General features: G+C 57.9%; 14 protein-coding genes. 9 read left to right on the forward strand and 5 right to left on the reverse strand.

Features of this window, described 5'->3' with window-relative positions; translation table 11 throughout:
* Positions 1-172: 172 nt before the first annotated feature.
* On the forward strand, positions 173-1,117 hold the full coding sequence (locus tag WMP97_RS10080; RefSeq protein ID WP_239204010.1) for a heme o synthase: 945 nt from the start codon (positions 173-175) through the stop codon (positions 1,115-1,117).
* An 88-nt stretch (positions 1,118-1,205) separates the two neighbouring features.
* Here the strand turns inward: WMP97_RS10080 and WMP97_RS10085 are convergent, their stop codons facing one another.
* The 5 genes from WMP97_RS10085 to mptB all read right to left on the reverse strand — a co-directional run bounded on the left by WMP97_RS10085 (position 1,206) and on the right by mptB (position 6,840).
* Positions 1,206-2,195 carry a quinone oxidoreductase family protein gene (locus WMP97_RS10085; RefSeq protein ID WP_239204008.1) on the reverse strand — a complete coding sequence of 330 codons (990 nt, stop codon included), beginning with the start codon at positions 2,193-2,195 and terminating at the stop codon, positions 1,206-1,208.
* Positions 2,196-2,259: 64 nt separating this feature from the next.
* Positions 2,260-3,288 (reverse strand): COX15/CtaA family protein, encoded by a 1,029-nt coding sequence (locus WMP97_RS10090; protein WP_239204006.1) that lies wholly within the window; start codon positions 3,286-3,288, stop codon positions 2,260-2,262.
* Between the two features lie 69 nt (positions 3,289-3,357).
* The gene (locus tag WMP97_RS10095) at positions 3,358-4,122 is read right to left on the reverse strand and encodes an ABC transporter permease (RefSeq protein WP_239204004.1); all 765 of its coding nucleotides are present in this window, start codon (positions 4,120-4,122) and stop codon (positions 3,358-3,360) included.
* Between the two features lie 57 nt (positions 4,123-4,179).
* On the reverse strand, positions 4,180-5,109 hold the full coding sequence (locus tag WMP97_RS10100; protein WP_340440435.1) for an ABC transporter ATP-binding protein: 930 nt from the start codon (positions 5,107-5,109) through the stop codon (positions 4,180-4,182).
* 6 nt (positions 5,110-5,115) lie between these two features.
* Entirely contained in the window at positions 5,116-6,840 is a 1,725-nt protein-coding gene (mptB, locus tag WMP97_RS10105; RefSeq protein ID WP_340440436.1) for a polyprenol phosphomannose-dependent alpha 1,6 mannosyltransferase MptB, read from the reverse strand.
* Positions 6,841-7,108: 268 nt separating this feature from the next.
* Here mptB and WMP97_RS10110 point away from each other — a divergent pair, with 268 nt between their 5' ends.
* From WMP97_RS10110 to WMP97_RS10145, 8 genes are all read left to right on the forward strand, one after another.
* Positions 7,109-7,846 carry a helix-turn-helix transcriptional regulator gene (locus WMP97_RS10110; RefSeq protein WP_239203998.1) on the forward strand — a complete coding sequence of 246 codons (738 nt, stop codon included), beginning with the start codon at positions 7,109-7,111 and terminating at the stop codon, positions 7,844-7,846.
* Positions 7,843-9,282: a Fe-S cluster assembly protein SufB gene (gene sufB, locus WMP97_RS10115; protein WP_023021511.1), complete on the forward strand. Its 1,440-nt coding sequence runs from the start codon at positions 7,843-7,845 to the stop codon at positions 9,280-9,282. The genes WMP97_RS10110 and sufB overlap by 4 nt, the downstream gene beginning before the upstream one ends.
* Positions 9,283-9,287: 5 nt before the next feature.
* Complete coding sequence (sufD, locus tag WMP97_RS10120) at positions 9,288-10,442, forward strand: Fe-S cluster assembly protein SufD (RefSeq protein ID WP_239203996.1); 1,155 nt, start codon at positions 9,288-9,290, stop codon at positions 10,440-10,442.
* Positions 10,443-10,471: 29 nt separating this feature from the next.
* Positions 10,472-11,230, forward strand: a complete 759-nt coding sequence (gene sufC, locus WMP97_RS10125) for a Fe-S cluster assembly ATPase SufC (RefSeq protein ID WP_340440437.1) — start codon at positions 10,472-10,474, stop codon at positions 11,228-11,230.
* Between the two features lie 45 nt (positions 11,231-11,275).
* Positions 11,276-12,523 (forward strand): cysteine desulfurase, encoded by a 1,248-nt coding sequence (locus WMP97_RS10130; protein ID WP_239203994.1) that lies wholly within the window; start codon positions 11,276-11,278, stop codon positions 12,521-12,523.
* On the forward strand, positions 12,520-12,972 hold the full coding sequence (sufU, locus tag WMP97_RS10135; protein WP_340440438.1) for a Fe-S cluster assembly sulfur transfer protein SufU: 453 nt from the start codon (positions 12,520-12,522) through the stop codon (positions 12,970-12,972). Before WMP97_RS10130 ends, sufU begins: the two co-directional genes overlap by 4 nt.
* Positions 12,973-13,380: a metal-sulfur cluster assembly factor gene (locus WMP97_RS10140; RefSeq protein WP_023021516.1), complete on the forward strand. Its 408-nt coding sequence runs from the start codon at positions 12,973-12,975 to the stop codon at positions 13,378-13,380.
* 113 nt (positions 13,381-13,493) lie between these two features.
* Positions 13,494-15,125 (forward strand): ABC-F family ATP-binding cassette domain-containing protein, encoded by a 1,632-nt coding sequence (locus WMP97_RS10145; RefSeq protein ID WP_023021517.1) that lies wholly within the window; start codon positions 13,494-13,496, stop codon positions 15,123-15,125.
* The last annotated feature ends 2 nt before the right edge of the window (positions 15,126-15,127 follow it).

Consider the following 15,127-nt stretch of genomic DNA (forward strand, 5'->3'; position numbering starts at 1 on the left):
AAGCGTGTGCCAAATCTAGCGGACATGGGTCTGTAACCTCTCGCGCCTGCGCCGAAAAATGTGAGTGAGAGAACTGGAACTTTTTCACGGGCATGTGCGACCGCTAGGGGTGACCGCGCGCAGGATACGTGCGAGGCACAGTTCACCAACGTTCAGATAGTGGAGGAATTCCTTGGAGACCATCAAGGCCTATTTTGCGCTAACGAAACCGAGGATCATTGAGCTCCTCCTCGTGGCCGCAATCCCGGCGATGCTCCAAGCGCAGCGCGGCGTGGAGGCTGTGTCAGACAATATCTGGCTTATCGTGTCGACCATTTTTGGCGGTTGGATGGGCGCTGCCGCCGCCCACACGTTTAATAACGTCGTGGACTACGAGCTGGATCAAAAAATGCAGCGCACGAGAGCCCGCCCGTTGGTAAGGGCCAAGATTTCTAAGCGAAACGCAGCAATTTTCGCCTGGGTAATGCTCATCCTTTCCGTGCTGTGGCTGGGCCTCCTTGCCCATTCTTGGCTCGCAGCTTTCTTCGTCGTGTTGACGAACTTCTTCTATGTCTTCGTCTACACCAAGTTTTTGAAGATGCGCAATGCGCAAAACATCGTCTGGGGCGGCCTCGCAGGCTGTATGCCGGCCATGGTTGGCTGGGCCGTAATTCGGGATAACGCCCCAGCCGGAGAGCCTGACCGCTGGTGGCAGGCAGTGGTGCTCTTCCTCATTATTTTCTTCTGGACTCCGCCGCACACATGGGCGCTGGCCATGAAGTACAAGGAAGACTACCGAAAAGCCGGCGTGCCGATGCTGCCTGTAGTGGCAGGCGAAGCGGAAGTCACTCGCCAGATCGTGTGGTACACCGTGGGAACGGTGATCGTGACCCTACTCATCGTCCCCGCAGCATCGTGGATCTACTTGGTCGCAGCGCTTGCTTCGGGTGCGGTATTCCTGTGGATGGCTATCCGTTTGCATAAGGGAGTTAAAAATGGCGCCAAGGTTAAACCGATGCGCTTGTTCATTTACTCCAATAACTACCTTTCGGTGCTCTTTATCGGTTTGTCCATCGACGCAGTCTTAGGCTGGGAGCCCTTGGGCCGGATGCTGGGCTGGTCGGCCACGTTATTCTAACTGTGCCCCATTCCAAGAGCGGGGCAAAAAGAGCGCGGGAGAAGCAGTGCTGCTTTTCTCCCGCGCTCTAGGTGTAGGTGGGTGAAACCTAGTCCTTGTCCCCGTCTCCGTCGCCGTCTTGGACGCGCAGAACGATGGAGCCGGTAGTCTTGCGCTCCTGCAGGTCGCGGTGAGCCGCAGCGGCTTCTGCCAAAGGATAGGAGGCCGTGACGTTAAAGCGTAGGTCGCCGTCCATGACAGCTTGGACGACTGCTTGGGCGCGCATTTGAAACTCGCCTTCTTGTGCCGTCCATGCGCCGATGGAAGGCCGCGTCAGGAAGATGGACCCATGCTTGTTCAGCAGCTGTGGGTCGATAGGCTCAACCGGGCCAGAGGCGGCACCAAAAAGCGCGACGGTGCCGCGTGGGCGTACTGCCTCTAGCGATTCCTGGAAGGTAGCTTTGCCGACGCCGTCATAAACCACGTCGACGCCCTTGTCACCGTTGTAGCGGCGAACTTGCTCGGCGAGCCCCTCGCCGTAGCGAAAAACCTTATCCGCCCCGGCCGCGTAGGATAGTTCTTCCTTTTCGTCCGTGGACACGACCGTATAAACGGTAGCACCTAGCGACGATGCCATCTGGGTGAGGATTTGCCCCACGCCGCCGGCACCGGCGGTAATCAGGCAAGAAGCACCTTCGCCCAATTGATAGACCCCGTGCGCTAGATAGTGCGCGGTAATGCCTTGGAGCAACATGGATGCTGCGACCTCAGGTTGGAAATCGTCTGGGACTGCCACCAGTCCCTCGCGCGGGACGCAGACCTTTTCGGCGTAGGAGCCGAAGGCCTGGTTCCACGCCACCATTGTGCCTTCCGCAATTTCTCCCTTTGGATCGTGGACGACTCGCCCAGTACCTTCGAATCCGGGAATGAAAGGGGCGGTCGCATTATAGATACCCTCACGGTAATAGGTATCGATGTAGTTGACGCCGGCCATGATGACGTCTACCAAGACCTCATCGTCATTCGGGGTGGGGGCGGGAACTTCGGTATAGCGAAGTACTTCTGGTCCGCCGGTTTCTGTGACCTGAATTGCGTGCATATAGCCAGGCTAGCGCAAAAAGCCGGCCGAGTGCAGGACTTCGGCCGGCTGGTTGCGCTGCGCGTTAAGCCGTCACGCGTGCTGCTTCTAGCGAGGCTTGGCGTGCGGCGTACTTTTCATCGCCGCTAGGGGAGCCGGTGATGAGATCTGCGGTGCCATCGGTACGGCGTACGCCGTGTGCCCACAGTAGTGCGGTATAGGCCGTGACAAAGGAGGATAGCCCAATGTGGAAAGGAACAGTCCAGCGCGGAATGCTCATATAGAACTGGTAGACGCCTACGGCCCACTGGATAAGGATGCAGGCGATGAGGACCCAGCCCGCCTTCTTCGCGTCCTGTGGGGCACGGTTCTTATAGAGCAGGAAGATGGTAATCACGGTAAGCGTCAGGTAGGCGTACATGCACATGGCGTGGGTGACGGCCATGGCTTCGGTATCCACCTGCAAGCGGCCTTCCATTCCGACCCCGGAATCGCCAGAGTGGACGCCCGAACCGGTAACCATAGTGCCGGTGATAAGGACAATGCTGAGGGCAACGGTAGCGACTGCAGCGAGTAAGCGAATCGCCTGGGGGAATCGTGCTCGTGGCGTTCCGTCATCGGGTTCCAAGATGCGGGAATAGAGCATTGCCGCCAGCCATACCAAGAGCATTGATGGCAGGAAGTGCAGTGCTACAGACCACCAGCGCAGGTCGAGATGGACAGAAATTCCGCCAATGACCGCCTGTAGCACAATGCCAGCGACATTGAGCCATGCATACACCTTAAGCTCTGTGCGCCGACGTGCCATGCGCATGGCGATGACGGCGGCTACCGCCGCAGCGGTGACGACGAACGTGAGCAGGCGGTTACCAAACTCGATGGCCTGGTGCAGTGCAGGAGCGGCGCCTTCCATGGGGACAAGGGAGCCAGGCTGGCACTCGGGCCAGGTAGGGCAGCCGAGTCCCGAGCCGGTCACGCGGACAATGGACCCAGACACGGTAATGCCACCCTGGCATAAGAGAAGGATGAGCGCGATGAGGCGCTGTTGCTGCAGCGTAGGGGCGGCTTCTTTAAAGAAGCGCTTGATTTTTGTCCAGTAATTCACGCATAGCATCCTACTAGTCGGGAGATTTTGGGCATAAAAATTCCTCTTGTTTCGGGCGGAACCGGACAAAAGTCACATTTAGCCCTCGAAGCGGAACCAACGGACCGCTGCGAACGACGCCACGGCGAGCCAAGCTACCAAGGAAATAAGTTCGAGGCCGGGGAAAGTGGAATTGGAGGCGTCGGTAAGTGCGCCTGCCAGAGCGACGGTGGGGACCACGTTGAGGATGCCATTATCGCCCAATCCCTGGGAGTATAGGGTCCACCCGACCACGCCGAGGAGCAGGAACCAGATGAGGTTGGCCAGCGCGAGCACCATCTCTGAACTAAGCGTGCCGCCAAGCAGTAGCCCCATGGCGGTAAAAGCCGCGACGCCAAAGAAAAGAGAGAGGAGCATGAGCAACACCCCACCCGCGCTGATACGCAGACCCAAAATGAAGGCGGCTATGCCCAAGACAAGGATTTGGAATACCACCATCGTGAGCACGCCGAGGATTTTGCCGCCGATAATGGCCCATGCCGGCACCCCGGATGCCCCGGTGCGCTTGAGGGCCCCGTAGCGTCGGTCAAAGGCAAGTGAAATAGCTTGACCTGTAAAGCCCGCAGAGGTGGCCGCAACTGCAAGCACCATGGGGAAAACCTCGTGCAGGCCGTGCTTGGTAACGGACTCCAAGTGGGCCGCACCAATGAGGATGGCCAGTGGAATGATGACGCTGAGCAGTTGCTGCTCGCCGTGGCGCAGCATGAGCTTAGCTTCCATCGTGCCTTGCGCGAGCAGCATAGCGCCGGCGCTGGTCCGCTTGGGGGCGGGAGTAAAGGTCCCGGGTTTAAAGGTGGTGCTCATAAATGGCTTCTTTCCTCGACACAATGAATTGAATATTTTCCCAAGATGGGATTGCAGCTAGCTGCGCAAGTGGCGGCCCGTGAGGTCAAGGAATACCTCTTCCAGATTGCGGTGGGCCGCATCTAAGTACCGCAGTAAGACTCCTTGGCGGGCGAGCTCAGCGCTGAGCGTGGCGATGGTCTCGGGAGTGCCGGCTTGGCTCAAGCGGTAATGCAGGGGACGGGATTTGGTGGCATTAATCCCCGCCGCAGCTAGGGCCTCCATATCTACGTCGATGTTGGTGCTGAAATTAAGCCCTGCCGATTCCGTCTGGGCGGTAAGTTCTGCGGGGGTGCCGTGAGCTACCAGCTGACCATGATCCATGATGGCCAAGCGGTCTGCCAGCGACTCCGCCTCATCCATCAGGTGGGTGGTTAGAACGATGGTTACGCCATCCCGCTGCAGGGCTCGGACTAGGTCCCAGACCGCCAACCGGGATTGTGCATCCATGCCTGCCGTAGGTTCATCCAGAAAAACCAACTCGGGTCGTCCGATGATAGCCAAGGCGAGGGACAGGCGTTGCTGTTGTCCTCCAGATAGCCTGCGATAAGGGGTGCGAGCCACCCCCTCAAGCCCCAACGTTTCTAGTAGCCACTGCGGGGAGAGAGGCCGGGCGCTGTATCGGGCAGAAAGCTCCAGCATTTCTAGCACGCGGATGCCGGAATAGGAACCGCCGCCTTGGAGCATGATACCGACCTTTTCTCGCACCCTATCTGGTTCGGTACTTGGGTTTAGCCCTAGGACGTCGATGGTGCCGCTGGTGGGATGGAGAAAGCCCTCTGACATTTCAATCGTCGTGGACTTTCCGGCACCATTGGGGCCAAGGAGACAAAAGACCTCGCCCTGGGCAACGCTGAGGCTAAGGCCGTTTACGGCAGTGGTGGAGCCAAACTTCTTCACCACGTTGTCCAAGGTTAGGGCTGGGCGGTCTGCTGAAATGGAATTCACGTGGCATTAGTTTAGGACACGGATTCCGCTGCGCCGCACTGCAACCCACCACAGGGTGGCGATAGCAGTGAAGGCACAGGCGGCTGACACGTAGACCACAATGATGGTGCTGGGGGGAAGGCCGAGACCGCGCGGCAGCACAAAGAAGCTCATCGCTGCGGAATAGGCTACGACGCTGAAGCGGAAAATGAGCCTATTAGCCCACGCGGCCAAAGGTAGTACGGCCCATAGGATGTACCACGGATGGACGACGGGGAAAAAGATAACCAGTACTAAAGAGGCGATGCCGAGTCCTCCCACGGGGTGGATGTGGCCGCGCAAGGTGGCAAAGAGCATGCGGGCCATGAAGGCTACCGCCACGAGAACACCAAAGGTGCGGGTGACTGTGAGAATGGCTTCGGTGTGGTCGCCAAGGCCTAGGAGCATTCCGATAAAACCGGTACCTACGCCTACGGCGGTGGACGTAGAAAGCCACGAGCGAATGGACGCCGCCCCGCCTTGCCCGGTAATCCACCCCAAGCTAATGCCGGTGCAGACGCTAATAAGAGCAACGGTTGCTACTAAAACGATTATTTGCAAAGCGATGGCGTAGGCCAGGGCCTTCCAGCGTGCCGTACCGTGTGCGTTGATGAGGCGGCGAGCGTAGGCCATGCCCACAAAGCCCAGCCCAATAAAGCCAGTAACCTTGACCATTCCGGCACAGGAAAGGCAAAAACCGGAAGCTACCAGGGCTAGGTAGGCACTGCGTCGGGAGGCATCCAGCTTGTCGACGCCGCGGAGACCCAGTTCCATGCCCACCAATAGCAAACCCAACATGATGGACTCATTATGGATTCCGCCCACTAGATGCAAGATGGTCAGCGGGTTGAGGATGCCGAGCCACAGTGCAGATTCTGGAGATACCCGGCAGCGCCGCGCGAGACAGCTTATGGCCCAACCAGCAACAATAATCCCGGCGATGGACAATAGGCGATGGGTGATAACGCCCAAGAGGATGGAGTTAGAAGTAACCGCGCTGACCACAGCTGCTAGGCCGAGTGCTACCGGGCCATAAGGGGAAGGGGAATTAGCCCAGATAAACGGCACGGAGCGGGCGAGCTTATTACCTGCCCCTAGCAATTGAACGGGCCCGGCAGAATATGGATCCATGCCCTGTGCCACGATGGAACCATTAGCCAAGTAGGAGTAGATATCTTGGGTGAATAGCGGGGCGGTAAAAATCAACGGGATGACCCACCCCGCCCAAGTTTGCCACAGTTGATGCGTGGTCACCGGACGGCGAGCACCCGCTGGGGCGGTGGCCTTGTCCTGAGGTTGGCGCAAGGGGGTTCCGACAAAGGGGGCGAGGAACACCCAAGCGGAGACCAATAGGCCTACTCCCACCATTACTATGGCGGAGGAGGTTTGCAACATGCGGGACATCAAGGAGCCGAAGGGCACGTTGTCGTAGGGATTGCCCACCACGGGGAGTGCGCCGGCGCCTAGGGCGCCGAACGCAATGAGCAGGGAGCCTACCGTGCCTACCCAGCGCAGAATGAAAAATGTCCGCCACTGTGCTGTGGTGGTGCGCTTGAGGCCATCCGCATTGGCGGGGACAAAATCAAACCGAGAATCAGGTTCGGCGGCCCCCGTGTCTTCGGCGTGTAACCGTGCCGACCGGGAACCAGCGGTACCCAGCTGCGGCAGCTCTGCCTTCACGCCAGAAAATAAGCCGCGGATTTTGCCTGTCATGGCATATGACTTTACGCGAATCAATTGCTTAAACCCCAGCGGGCCCGCCCACATCGTGGGCAGCACGGTCGAGTCGGGCCGTTAGGGGAGTGTTGCCACCCCCGTGCCACGCCGAAGTTTGGCCAATGGTGGCATTCCGGAATGAATTAAGGAACACTAGTGTTGTCTAATATTGAAGGCGCTGTTGAACTGCGGCGAGCATCCCGGAGCTACGGGAGGACGTTGCGGGGCGGCAGTAAGTGTCTGAAGCGCGAAGGGAGGTCCCAACATGAGCAGTCCGCAACGTAGTGTGGCTACGCCGAAGCCGGCGAAGGAATCCCGCACCACGGATGGTGATACCCGCCGTCAAGTTATGCTGTTGCTGTTGAAAGACGGGCCCGTTACCGCTTCCCACTTGGGTGAACGCCTTGGCCTTTCTGCTGCCGGAATTCGCCGGCACTTAGACAACTTGGTGGAAGAGGAACTGACGGAGGTCGTGCGCCGCCGCCCCGCTCCCCGCGGCTCTGCGGTCAGCGGTTCTGGTCGCGGGCGACCAGCCAAATACTTCCGCCTCACCGATCGTGGCCGCGCACAATTCGGTCACGCTTATGATGATCTGGCCTCAGAAGCCCTGACAGCTTTACGCGCGGTCGGCGGGTCCGAGGCCGTCAAACACTTTGCCAAAGTCCGCTTTGAGCGCCTCGTGGCAGATGTTCGGCCTCTGATAGAAGAGGGCGAGTCTGTTGAAGACGTGGCTCGCAAGCTGGCCGAGGTCTTGGATGAGCACGGGTACGCCGCCACGGTGGACCGCGCCGGCCAAGGAGTGCAGATCTGTCAACACCATTGTCCGGTCTCCCACGTGGCGGCCGAGCATCCAGAGCTGTGTGAGGCGGAACAGGAAGTCTTTTCTGCTTTATTAGGCAAACACGTACAGCCTTTGGCTTCCATTGCTGGAGGTCACGGAATCTGTACCACTAACATCCCCTTGACACCCGTTAATACAAATACTGAAAGGAGCGAGTCATGACCCAGGCACAATCGGCACCCGACAACAAGATGACCGATGATGAAATCATTGATTCCATTGGTGCATATGAGTACGGCTGGCACGACTCGGACGCGGCTGGTGCTTCTGCTCGCCGCGGCTTAAACGAAGATGTAGTACGCGATATTTCCGCCAAGAAGGGCGAGCCAGAATGGATGCTTAACCAGCGCCTAAAGGCTCTCAATATCTTTGATAAAAAGCCCATCCCCACGTGGGGCGCGGACCTATCTGGCATCGATTTTGACCAGATTAAGTACTACGTGAAGTCCACCGAGGAGCAGGCTCAGACGTGGGAAGACCTCCCGGATGACATTAAGGCCACTTACGATAAGTTGGGCATTCCAGAGGCCGAAAAGCAGCGCCTCGTTGCAGGCGTGGCAGCCCAGTACGAATCTGAGGTTGTCTACCACCAGATTCGTGAGGACCTAGAAAGCCAGGGCGTTATCTTCGTCGATACCGACACTGCGCTGCGTGACTACCCAGAGCTCTTCAAGGAGTATTTCGGTACCGTCATCCCCGCGGGCGATAATAAGTTCTCCGCGCTGAACTCCGCCGTGTGGTCGGGTGGCTCCTTTATTTACGTGCCAAAGGGCGTGCACGTGGATATTCCGCTGCAGGCTTATTTCCGCATCAACACGGAAAACATGGGTCAGTTTGAGCGCACCCTCATCATCGTTGATGAGGACGCCTATGTGCACTACGTCGAGGGCTGTACCGCACCTATCTATAAGTCTGACTCTTTGCACTCTGCAGTAGTGGAGATCATTGTGAAGAAGGGCGGCCGTTGCCGCTACACCACCATTCAGAACTGGTCCAGCAACGTCTACAACTTGGTGACCAAGCGCACCAAGGTAGAAGAGGGCGGCACCATGGAATGGGTCGACGGCAATATTGGTTCCAAGGTCACGATGAAGTACCCGGCAGTGTGGATGACCGGACCATATGCAAAGGGCGAGGTCCTCTCCGTTGCTTTTGCTGGTGAGGATCAGTTCCAAGACACCGGTGCCAAGATGACCCACATGGCCCCGCACACCTCTTCCAATATCGTTTCCAAGTCGGTGGCACGTGCCGGCGGTCGCGCCGCTTACCGCGGCTTGGTGCAGGTCAATCAGAACGCGCACCATTCCACTTCGAACGTCGAATGCGATGCGCTGTTGGTCGACAACATCTCGCGTTCGGATACATATCCGTATAACGACATCCGTAATGACCACGTCACGCTGGGCCATGAGGCAACCGTTTCCCAGGTTTCTGAGGAGCAGTTGTTTTACTTGATGTCCCGCGGCATTGCGGAAGAAGAAGCAATGGCGATGATCGTGCGTGGCTTCGTTGAGCCGATTGCTAAGGAGCTGCCGATGGAGTACGCCCTCGAGCTCAACCGCCTCATCGAACTGCAAATGGAAGGATCGGTCGGCTAAAGAAAATGGTCGCTTCGAACGAATTCAATCCGGATAAGATCACCAAGGGTGATGTCTTTACCTCCACCAACGTGGAGGACTTCCCGGTGCCGCACGGCCGTGACGAGGTCTGGCGCTTTGTTTCCCTGCGCAAGCTCCGTGGCCTGCATAATGGCGACTTTGCTGAGGCTGTAGCCCAGGATGTCACCGTGAGCGAGCACCAGGGCGTAAGCTCCGAGACCGTCGCTCGTGAGGATGAACGATTGGGCCGTGTAGGTACCCCGTCTGATCGTGTCGCGGCACAGGCATGGACCTCCATGCCAGAAGGCCAGGTTGTCACCATCGATGCAGAGGCTCAGGTCGAAGAACCCGTCGTCATCACCTATACCGGCAGGGGAGAGGGCGTAACGTCCTTTGGCGCCACCTCCATCGAGGTAGGCCACCACGCCGAAGCTACCGTCATTTTGAAGTATGTCGGCTCCGGCACCCACGCGGATAACGTCGAGTTCATCGTGGGCGATGGTGCTCACTTGACCGTTGTCGTTGACGTTGACTGGGAAGACGATGCGGTTCACCTGTCCAACCACGTTGCCCAGCTCGGCCGCGATTCCGTGCTACGCCATAACTCTGCCATTTTTGGCGGCGAAGTAGTACGCATCGTGCCGCGCGTGAACTTCACCGAGCAAGGTGGCGACGCAGAGCTATTGGGCGTGTACTTCGCGGACGAAGGCCAGTACTTTGAGAACCGCATGCTCGTGGATCACTCCGTTCCTAACTGCCGCTCCCATGTTCTTTATAAGGGCGCGCTGCAGGGTACTAAGCAAAATGAGGCCCGCACCTGCTGGGTGGGCGATGTTCTCATTCGCTCCAATGCACAGGGCACTGATACCTACGAGACCAATAACAATCTGATCCTGACCGAGGGCGCTCGCGCGGATGCAATCCCTAACCTGGAGATTGAGACTGGTGAAATTACCGGCGCTGGCCACGCAGCCACCGTTGGTCGCTTCGATGACATTGAGTTGTTCTACCTCATGTCTCGCGGCATTCCAGAGGCTGAAGCCCGCCGCCTCATCATCCGTGGCTTCTTCAATGAGGTCATCCACCGCATCCCGGTGCAGTCCCTGTCTGAGGAATTGGAAGACCGCATTTCCGAAGAACTGGAAAAGATCTCCGCCTAAAGCTTTCATAGAAGGAAACCACACACATTATGTCTACTCTGGAAATTAAGAACCTCCACGCTCAGGTGCTGCCGACGGAAGAAGGCGGCGAGCCGAAGGAAATTCTCAAGGGCGTCAACCTGACCATCAACTCTGGCGAGATCCACGCCATTATGGGCCCGAACGGCTCCGGCAAGTCCACCTTGTCCTACACCATCGCCGGCCACCCAAAGTATGAGGTCACCGAGGGCGAGGTGCTGCTCGACGGCGAAAACCTACTGGACATGCCCGTCGATGAGCGCGCTCGTGCCGGCCTTTTCCTGGCCATGCAGTACCCCACTGAGGTCCCAGGCGTAAAGGTCTCCCAGTTCATGCGTTCCGCCGTCACCTCCATCCGTGGTGAGGCACCGAAGCTGCGTGAATGGAATAAGGAGCTTACCCAGGCCCGCGAGAACCTGAAGATCGATAAGTCCTTCATCTCCCGCTCCGTTAACGAGGGATTTTCCGGTGGCGAGAAGAAGCGCCATGAGGTTATGCAGCTGGATATCCTCAAGCCAAAGTTCGCGGTGATGGATGAGACGGACTCCGGCTTGGACGTTGACGCCTTGCGCATCGTTTCTGAGGGCATCAACAGCTACCAGAAGGAAACCAATGGTGGCATTTTGATGATTACCCACTATAAGCGCATCCTGAACTACGTGAAGCCGGATTTTGTCCACGTCTTCGCTGATGGCCACGTCATCAAGACCGATGGGGCTGAATTGGCCGATCAGCTCGAGTCTGACGGCTACGACCAGTTCCTCAAGTAAGGACCGGCCACCGGCCGGTCAACCGAGACTATCCTAAGAAGATTCATGTCTGGATTTGATGTAAACGCAATCAGGGAGCAGTTCCCGATTCTCCAGCGCACCGTCCGTGGTGATAAGCCTCTGGTGTATCTGGATTCAGGCGCTACCTCCCAGCGCCCGCTGCCGGTGTGGAAGGCGGAAGAGGAGTTTGTGTTGCACACGAACGCCCCTGTTCACCGCGGTTCCTACCAGTTGGCGGAAGAAGCCGATGATGCCTATGAGTCCGCGCGACAGGCTATCGCCGCGTTCGTAGGCGCGGACCGCGATGAAATCGCCTTTAGCAAAAACGCCACCGAGGCCCTGAACGAGGTTGCTTATGTGCTTAGCGACGAACGCGCGGGGGACCTCTACGTAGGCGAGGGCGATACCGTTGTGATCACCGAACTGGAGCATCACGCTAACTTGGTGCCGTGGCAGGAGCTTTGCGCTCGTACCGGCGCTACGTTGAAGTGGTACTCCATGACCGAAGACGGCCGCATCGATCTCGATTCGCTCGAACTCGATGAATCCGTCAAGGTCGTTGCGTTTACCCATCAGTCCAATGTGACCGGTGCTGTGGCGGATGTGGATGAGCTGGTACGCCGCGCCCGCGCGGTTGACGCCATGGTTGTACTCGACGCTTGCCAATCCGTACCGCACATGGCGGTAGATTTCCACGCCTTGGATGTGGACTTCGCGGCGTTTTCCGGTCATAAGATGTGTGGCCCCAGCGGCGTCGGTGTGCTCTACGGCAAGGAGGAACTGCTCAAGAAGCTGCCGCCTTTCTTGACCGGTGGTTCCATGATTGAGATTGTCAAAATGGAAGAGACAACCTTTGCCGAGCCGCCGACACGCTTTGAGGCAGGCACGCAGATGACCAGCCAGGTAGTAGGCCTCGGCGCCGCGGTGAAGTTTTTGGAAGAAGTGGGCATGGATAATATCCACGCGCACGAAAAGAAACTTACGGAGCGCGCACTGCGCCAGTTGAAAGAAATCCCGGGACTGCGCATCATCGGACCGGAAACCACTGAAAACCGCGGCGGTGCCATTTCTTTCACCGTGGACGGCGTTCACCCGCATGACTTGGGCCAGGTCCTCGATGACCACGGCGTGTCCATTCGCGTTGGCCACCACTGCGCGTGGCCATTGCACCGCGCCTGCGGGGCACAATCCACTGCTCGCGCCAGCTTCTACCTCTATAACACCGAGGAAGAAGTAGATAAGCTGGTGGAAGCAATCAAGGCCGCCCGCGAATTCTTTGGAGTTGCCTCATGAACCTAGATTCCATGTACCAGGACGTCATCCTGGACCACTACAAGAACCCGCAGCACGCCGGATTGAGGGAGCCTTATCAGGCTGAGGTTCACCATGTGAACCCGTCCTGCGGAGATGAGCTGACCCTGCGCGTGCGCCTTTCCGATGACGGCAAGACCGTTGAGGACGTCTCCTATGACGCGGAAGGCTGTTCCATCTCGCAGGCTTCTACCTCGGTTATGGCTGAAGAAATCGTTGGGCTACCGCTCGCGCAAGCCAATGAGAAGCTGGCCGATTTTGAAAAGATGATCACCTCTCGCGGCCAGGACGAGGGCGATGAAGACCTCATCGGTGATGGCGTAGCCTTCGCCGGAGTGTCCCAGTACCCAGCGCGCGTAAAGTGTGCGCTCCTCGGATGGAAGGCCTTCCAGGCTGCTTCCGCCGATGCACTAACAGAAGTGGAGAGCTAGATGACCGATCCCGTAGATCCTTATCAGAACGAGAATTCCTCTTTCTCCGGCAGCGGCGAGCGACCGGAGCAAACCGAAGAGCAGATTTCCAAGGCATTTGACGTCACCGAATTTATGCGAGACGTCATTGACCCTGAGCTCGGGATCAACGTTGTTGACTTGGGCCTTGTCTATGATCTGTGGTTCGAAGAGGACAATGGCAAGGAAATCGTCATGATCAATATGACGTTGACCTCGCCGGCCTGCCCATTGACCGATGTCATTGCTGAGCAGGTGGAAGACATCGTCAAGGCCAATAAATTGGCCGATGCCGTCCGTATCAACTGGGTATGGATGCCGCCATGGGGTCCGCAGATGATTACGGAAGAGGGCCGCGAGCAACTTCAGGCCCTCGGCTTCGCGGTTTAAATCGCGTCCTACGTACACGCCTCCAGCAGCGCATTTCCCGGTCTAGGGAGACAGTTGTTGGGGGCGTTAGCGCGTCTTAGCGTCGGCAGCGTCGATTGCTAGACTGTTTCTTCGTGATTGTAACCAATGATTTCGAAGTCAGGGTAGGAGCGCGCACGCTTCTCGAAGCCCCCGGGCAGCACTTGCGTGTGCAACCCGGTGACCGCATCGGGCTTATCGGCCGCAACGGCGCGGGCAAGACGACGACTATGCGCATTTTGGCAGGGGAGACCGAGCCCTATGGCGGCTCAGTAACTCGTTCGGGCCCCATTGGTTATTTGCCCCAAGATTCCCGCGAAGGAAATATTGAACAGACCGCGCGAGAGCGCGTTCTCTCCGCCCGCGGTTTGGATGATCTCAAGCGCCGCATGGCCAAGCAACAAGAGCTTATGGAATCGGCCACTGACGATAAGTTCCGGGATAAGGCCATCCGGAAATACTCCCGCTTGGAGGAGCAATTCGAGTCGCTTGGCGGCTATGAAGCCGACTCCGAGTGCGCGCAAATATGCGATAATTTGGGTCTGCCGCAGCGCGTCCTAGACCAGCAACTCAAAACTCTCTCGGGTGGTCAGCGCCGCCGCGTGGAGCTAGCGCAAATTCTCTTTGCCGCTACCGAGGGGTCCGGAAAATCCCAGACCACCCTGCTCCTCGATGAGCCGACGAACCACTTGGACGCGGATTCTATTACGTGGCTCCGCCAATTCCTGTCCAAGCATGAGGGCGGGCTCATTATGATTTCTCACGACGTCGAGCTGCTTGAGGCCGTGTGTAATAAGGTGTGGTTCCTCGATGCGGTTCGCGGCGAGGCCGATGTATACAACATGGGGTATAAGAAATACCTCGATGCTCGTGCTACCGATGAAGCGCGCCGTCGCCGAGAGCGGGCCAATGCGGAAAAGAAAGCATCCGCACTGCAAAAGCAAGCCGCTAAGTTGGGCGCCAAGGCAACGAAGGCCGCCGCGGCCAAGCAGATGCTCCACCGCGCTGAACGCATGATGAGCCAGCTCGACGAGGTACGGGTGGCCGATAAGGTGGCCAATATCAAGTTCCCCGAGCCGGCTCCGTGCGGTAAGACACCCATGAATGCTAAGGGGCTGACCAAAATGTACGGCTCCCTAGAGGTCTTCGCCGGGGTGGATTTGGCCATCGATAAAGGGTCAAGAGTAGTGGTGCTGGGCTATAACGGCGCGGGTAAGACCACGCTGTTGAAATTGCTGGCCGGAGTGGAGCGCACCGACGGTGAAGGTGGCATCGTCAGCGGCCACGGCTTGCGGATCGGCTATTTTGCGCAGGAACACGACACCATCGATCCGGATAAGTCTGTATGGCAAAACACCATTGACGCCTGCCCAGACGCGGATCAGCAGGAACTGCGTAGTCTGCTTGGTGCCTTCATGTTCTCCGGCGAGAAGTTGGAACAACCCGCGGGCACTCTATCCGGCGGTGAGAAGACGCGCCTAGCCTTGGCCGCGCTGGTCTCTAGCCGCGCGAATGTGCTGCTGCTGGATGAGCCGACGAATAACCTGGATCCGATTTCGCGCGAGCAGGTGCTTGATGCGCTCAAGACCTACACCGGTGCTGTGGTGCTGGTAACACACGACCCGGGTGCGGTTAAGGCCTTGGACCCAGAACGCGTCATCATCATGCCCGATGGTGACGAAGATTTGTGGTCCGATGACTATATGGAAATTGTGGAGCTAGCGTAGGA

It is taken from the genome of Corynebacterium sp. KPL4072 (assembly GCF_037908395.1).
GTDB classification, from domain to species: domain Bacteria; phylum Actinomycetota; class Actinomycetes; order Mycobacteriales; family Mycobacteriaceae; genus Corynebacterium; species Corynebacterium kefirresidentii.

Excerpts from the sequence above, each read along its gene's own strand:
- WMP97_RS10085 (WP_239204008.1), bottom strand. The coding sequence starts at position 2,195 with ATGCACGCAATTCAGGTCACAGAAACCGGCGGACCAGAAGTACTTCGC.
- WMP97_RS10090 (WP_239204006.1), bottom strand. The coding sequence starts at position 3,288 with ATGCTATGCGTGAATTACTGGACAAAAATCAAGCGCTTCTTTAAAGAA.
- WMP97_RS10095 (WP_239204004.1), bottom strand. The coding sequence starts at position 4,122 with ATGAGCACCACCTTTAAACCCGGGACCTTTACTCCCGCCCCCAAGCGG.
- mptB (WP_340440436.1), bottom strand. The coding sequence starts at position 6,840 with ATGACAGGCAAAATCCGCGGCTTATTTTCTGGCGTGAAGGCAGAGCTG.
- WMP97_RS10110 (WP_239203998.1), top strand. The coding sequence starts at position 7,109 with ATGAGCAGTCCGCAACGTAGTGTGGCTACGCCGAAGCCGGCGAAGGAA.
- sufB (WP_023021511.1), top strand. The coding sequence starts at position 7,843 with ATGACCCAGGCACAATCGGCACCCGACAACAAGATGACCGATGATGAA.
- sufD (WP_239203996.1), top strand. The coding sequence starts at position 9,288 with ATGGTCGCTTCGAACGAATTCAATCCGGATAAGATCACCAAGGGTGAT.
- sufC (WP_340440437.1), top strand. The coding sequence starts at position 10,472 with ATGTCTACTCTGGAAATTAAGAACCTCCACGCTCAGGTGCTGCCGACG.
- WMP97_RS10130 (WP_239203994.1), top strand. The coding sequence starts at position 11,276 with ATGTCTGGATTTGATGTAAACGCAATCAGGGAGCAGTTCCCGATTCTC.
- sufU (WP_340440438.1), top strand. The coding sequence starts at position 12,520 with ATGAACCTAGATTCCATGTACCAGGACGTCATCCTGGACCACTACAAG.
- WMP97_RS10140 (WP_023021516.1), top strand. The coding sequence starts at position 12,973 with ATGACCGATCCCGTAGATCCTTATCAGAACGAGAATTCCTCTTTCTCC.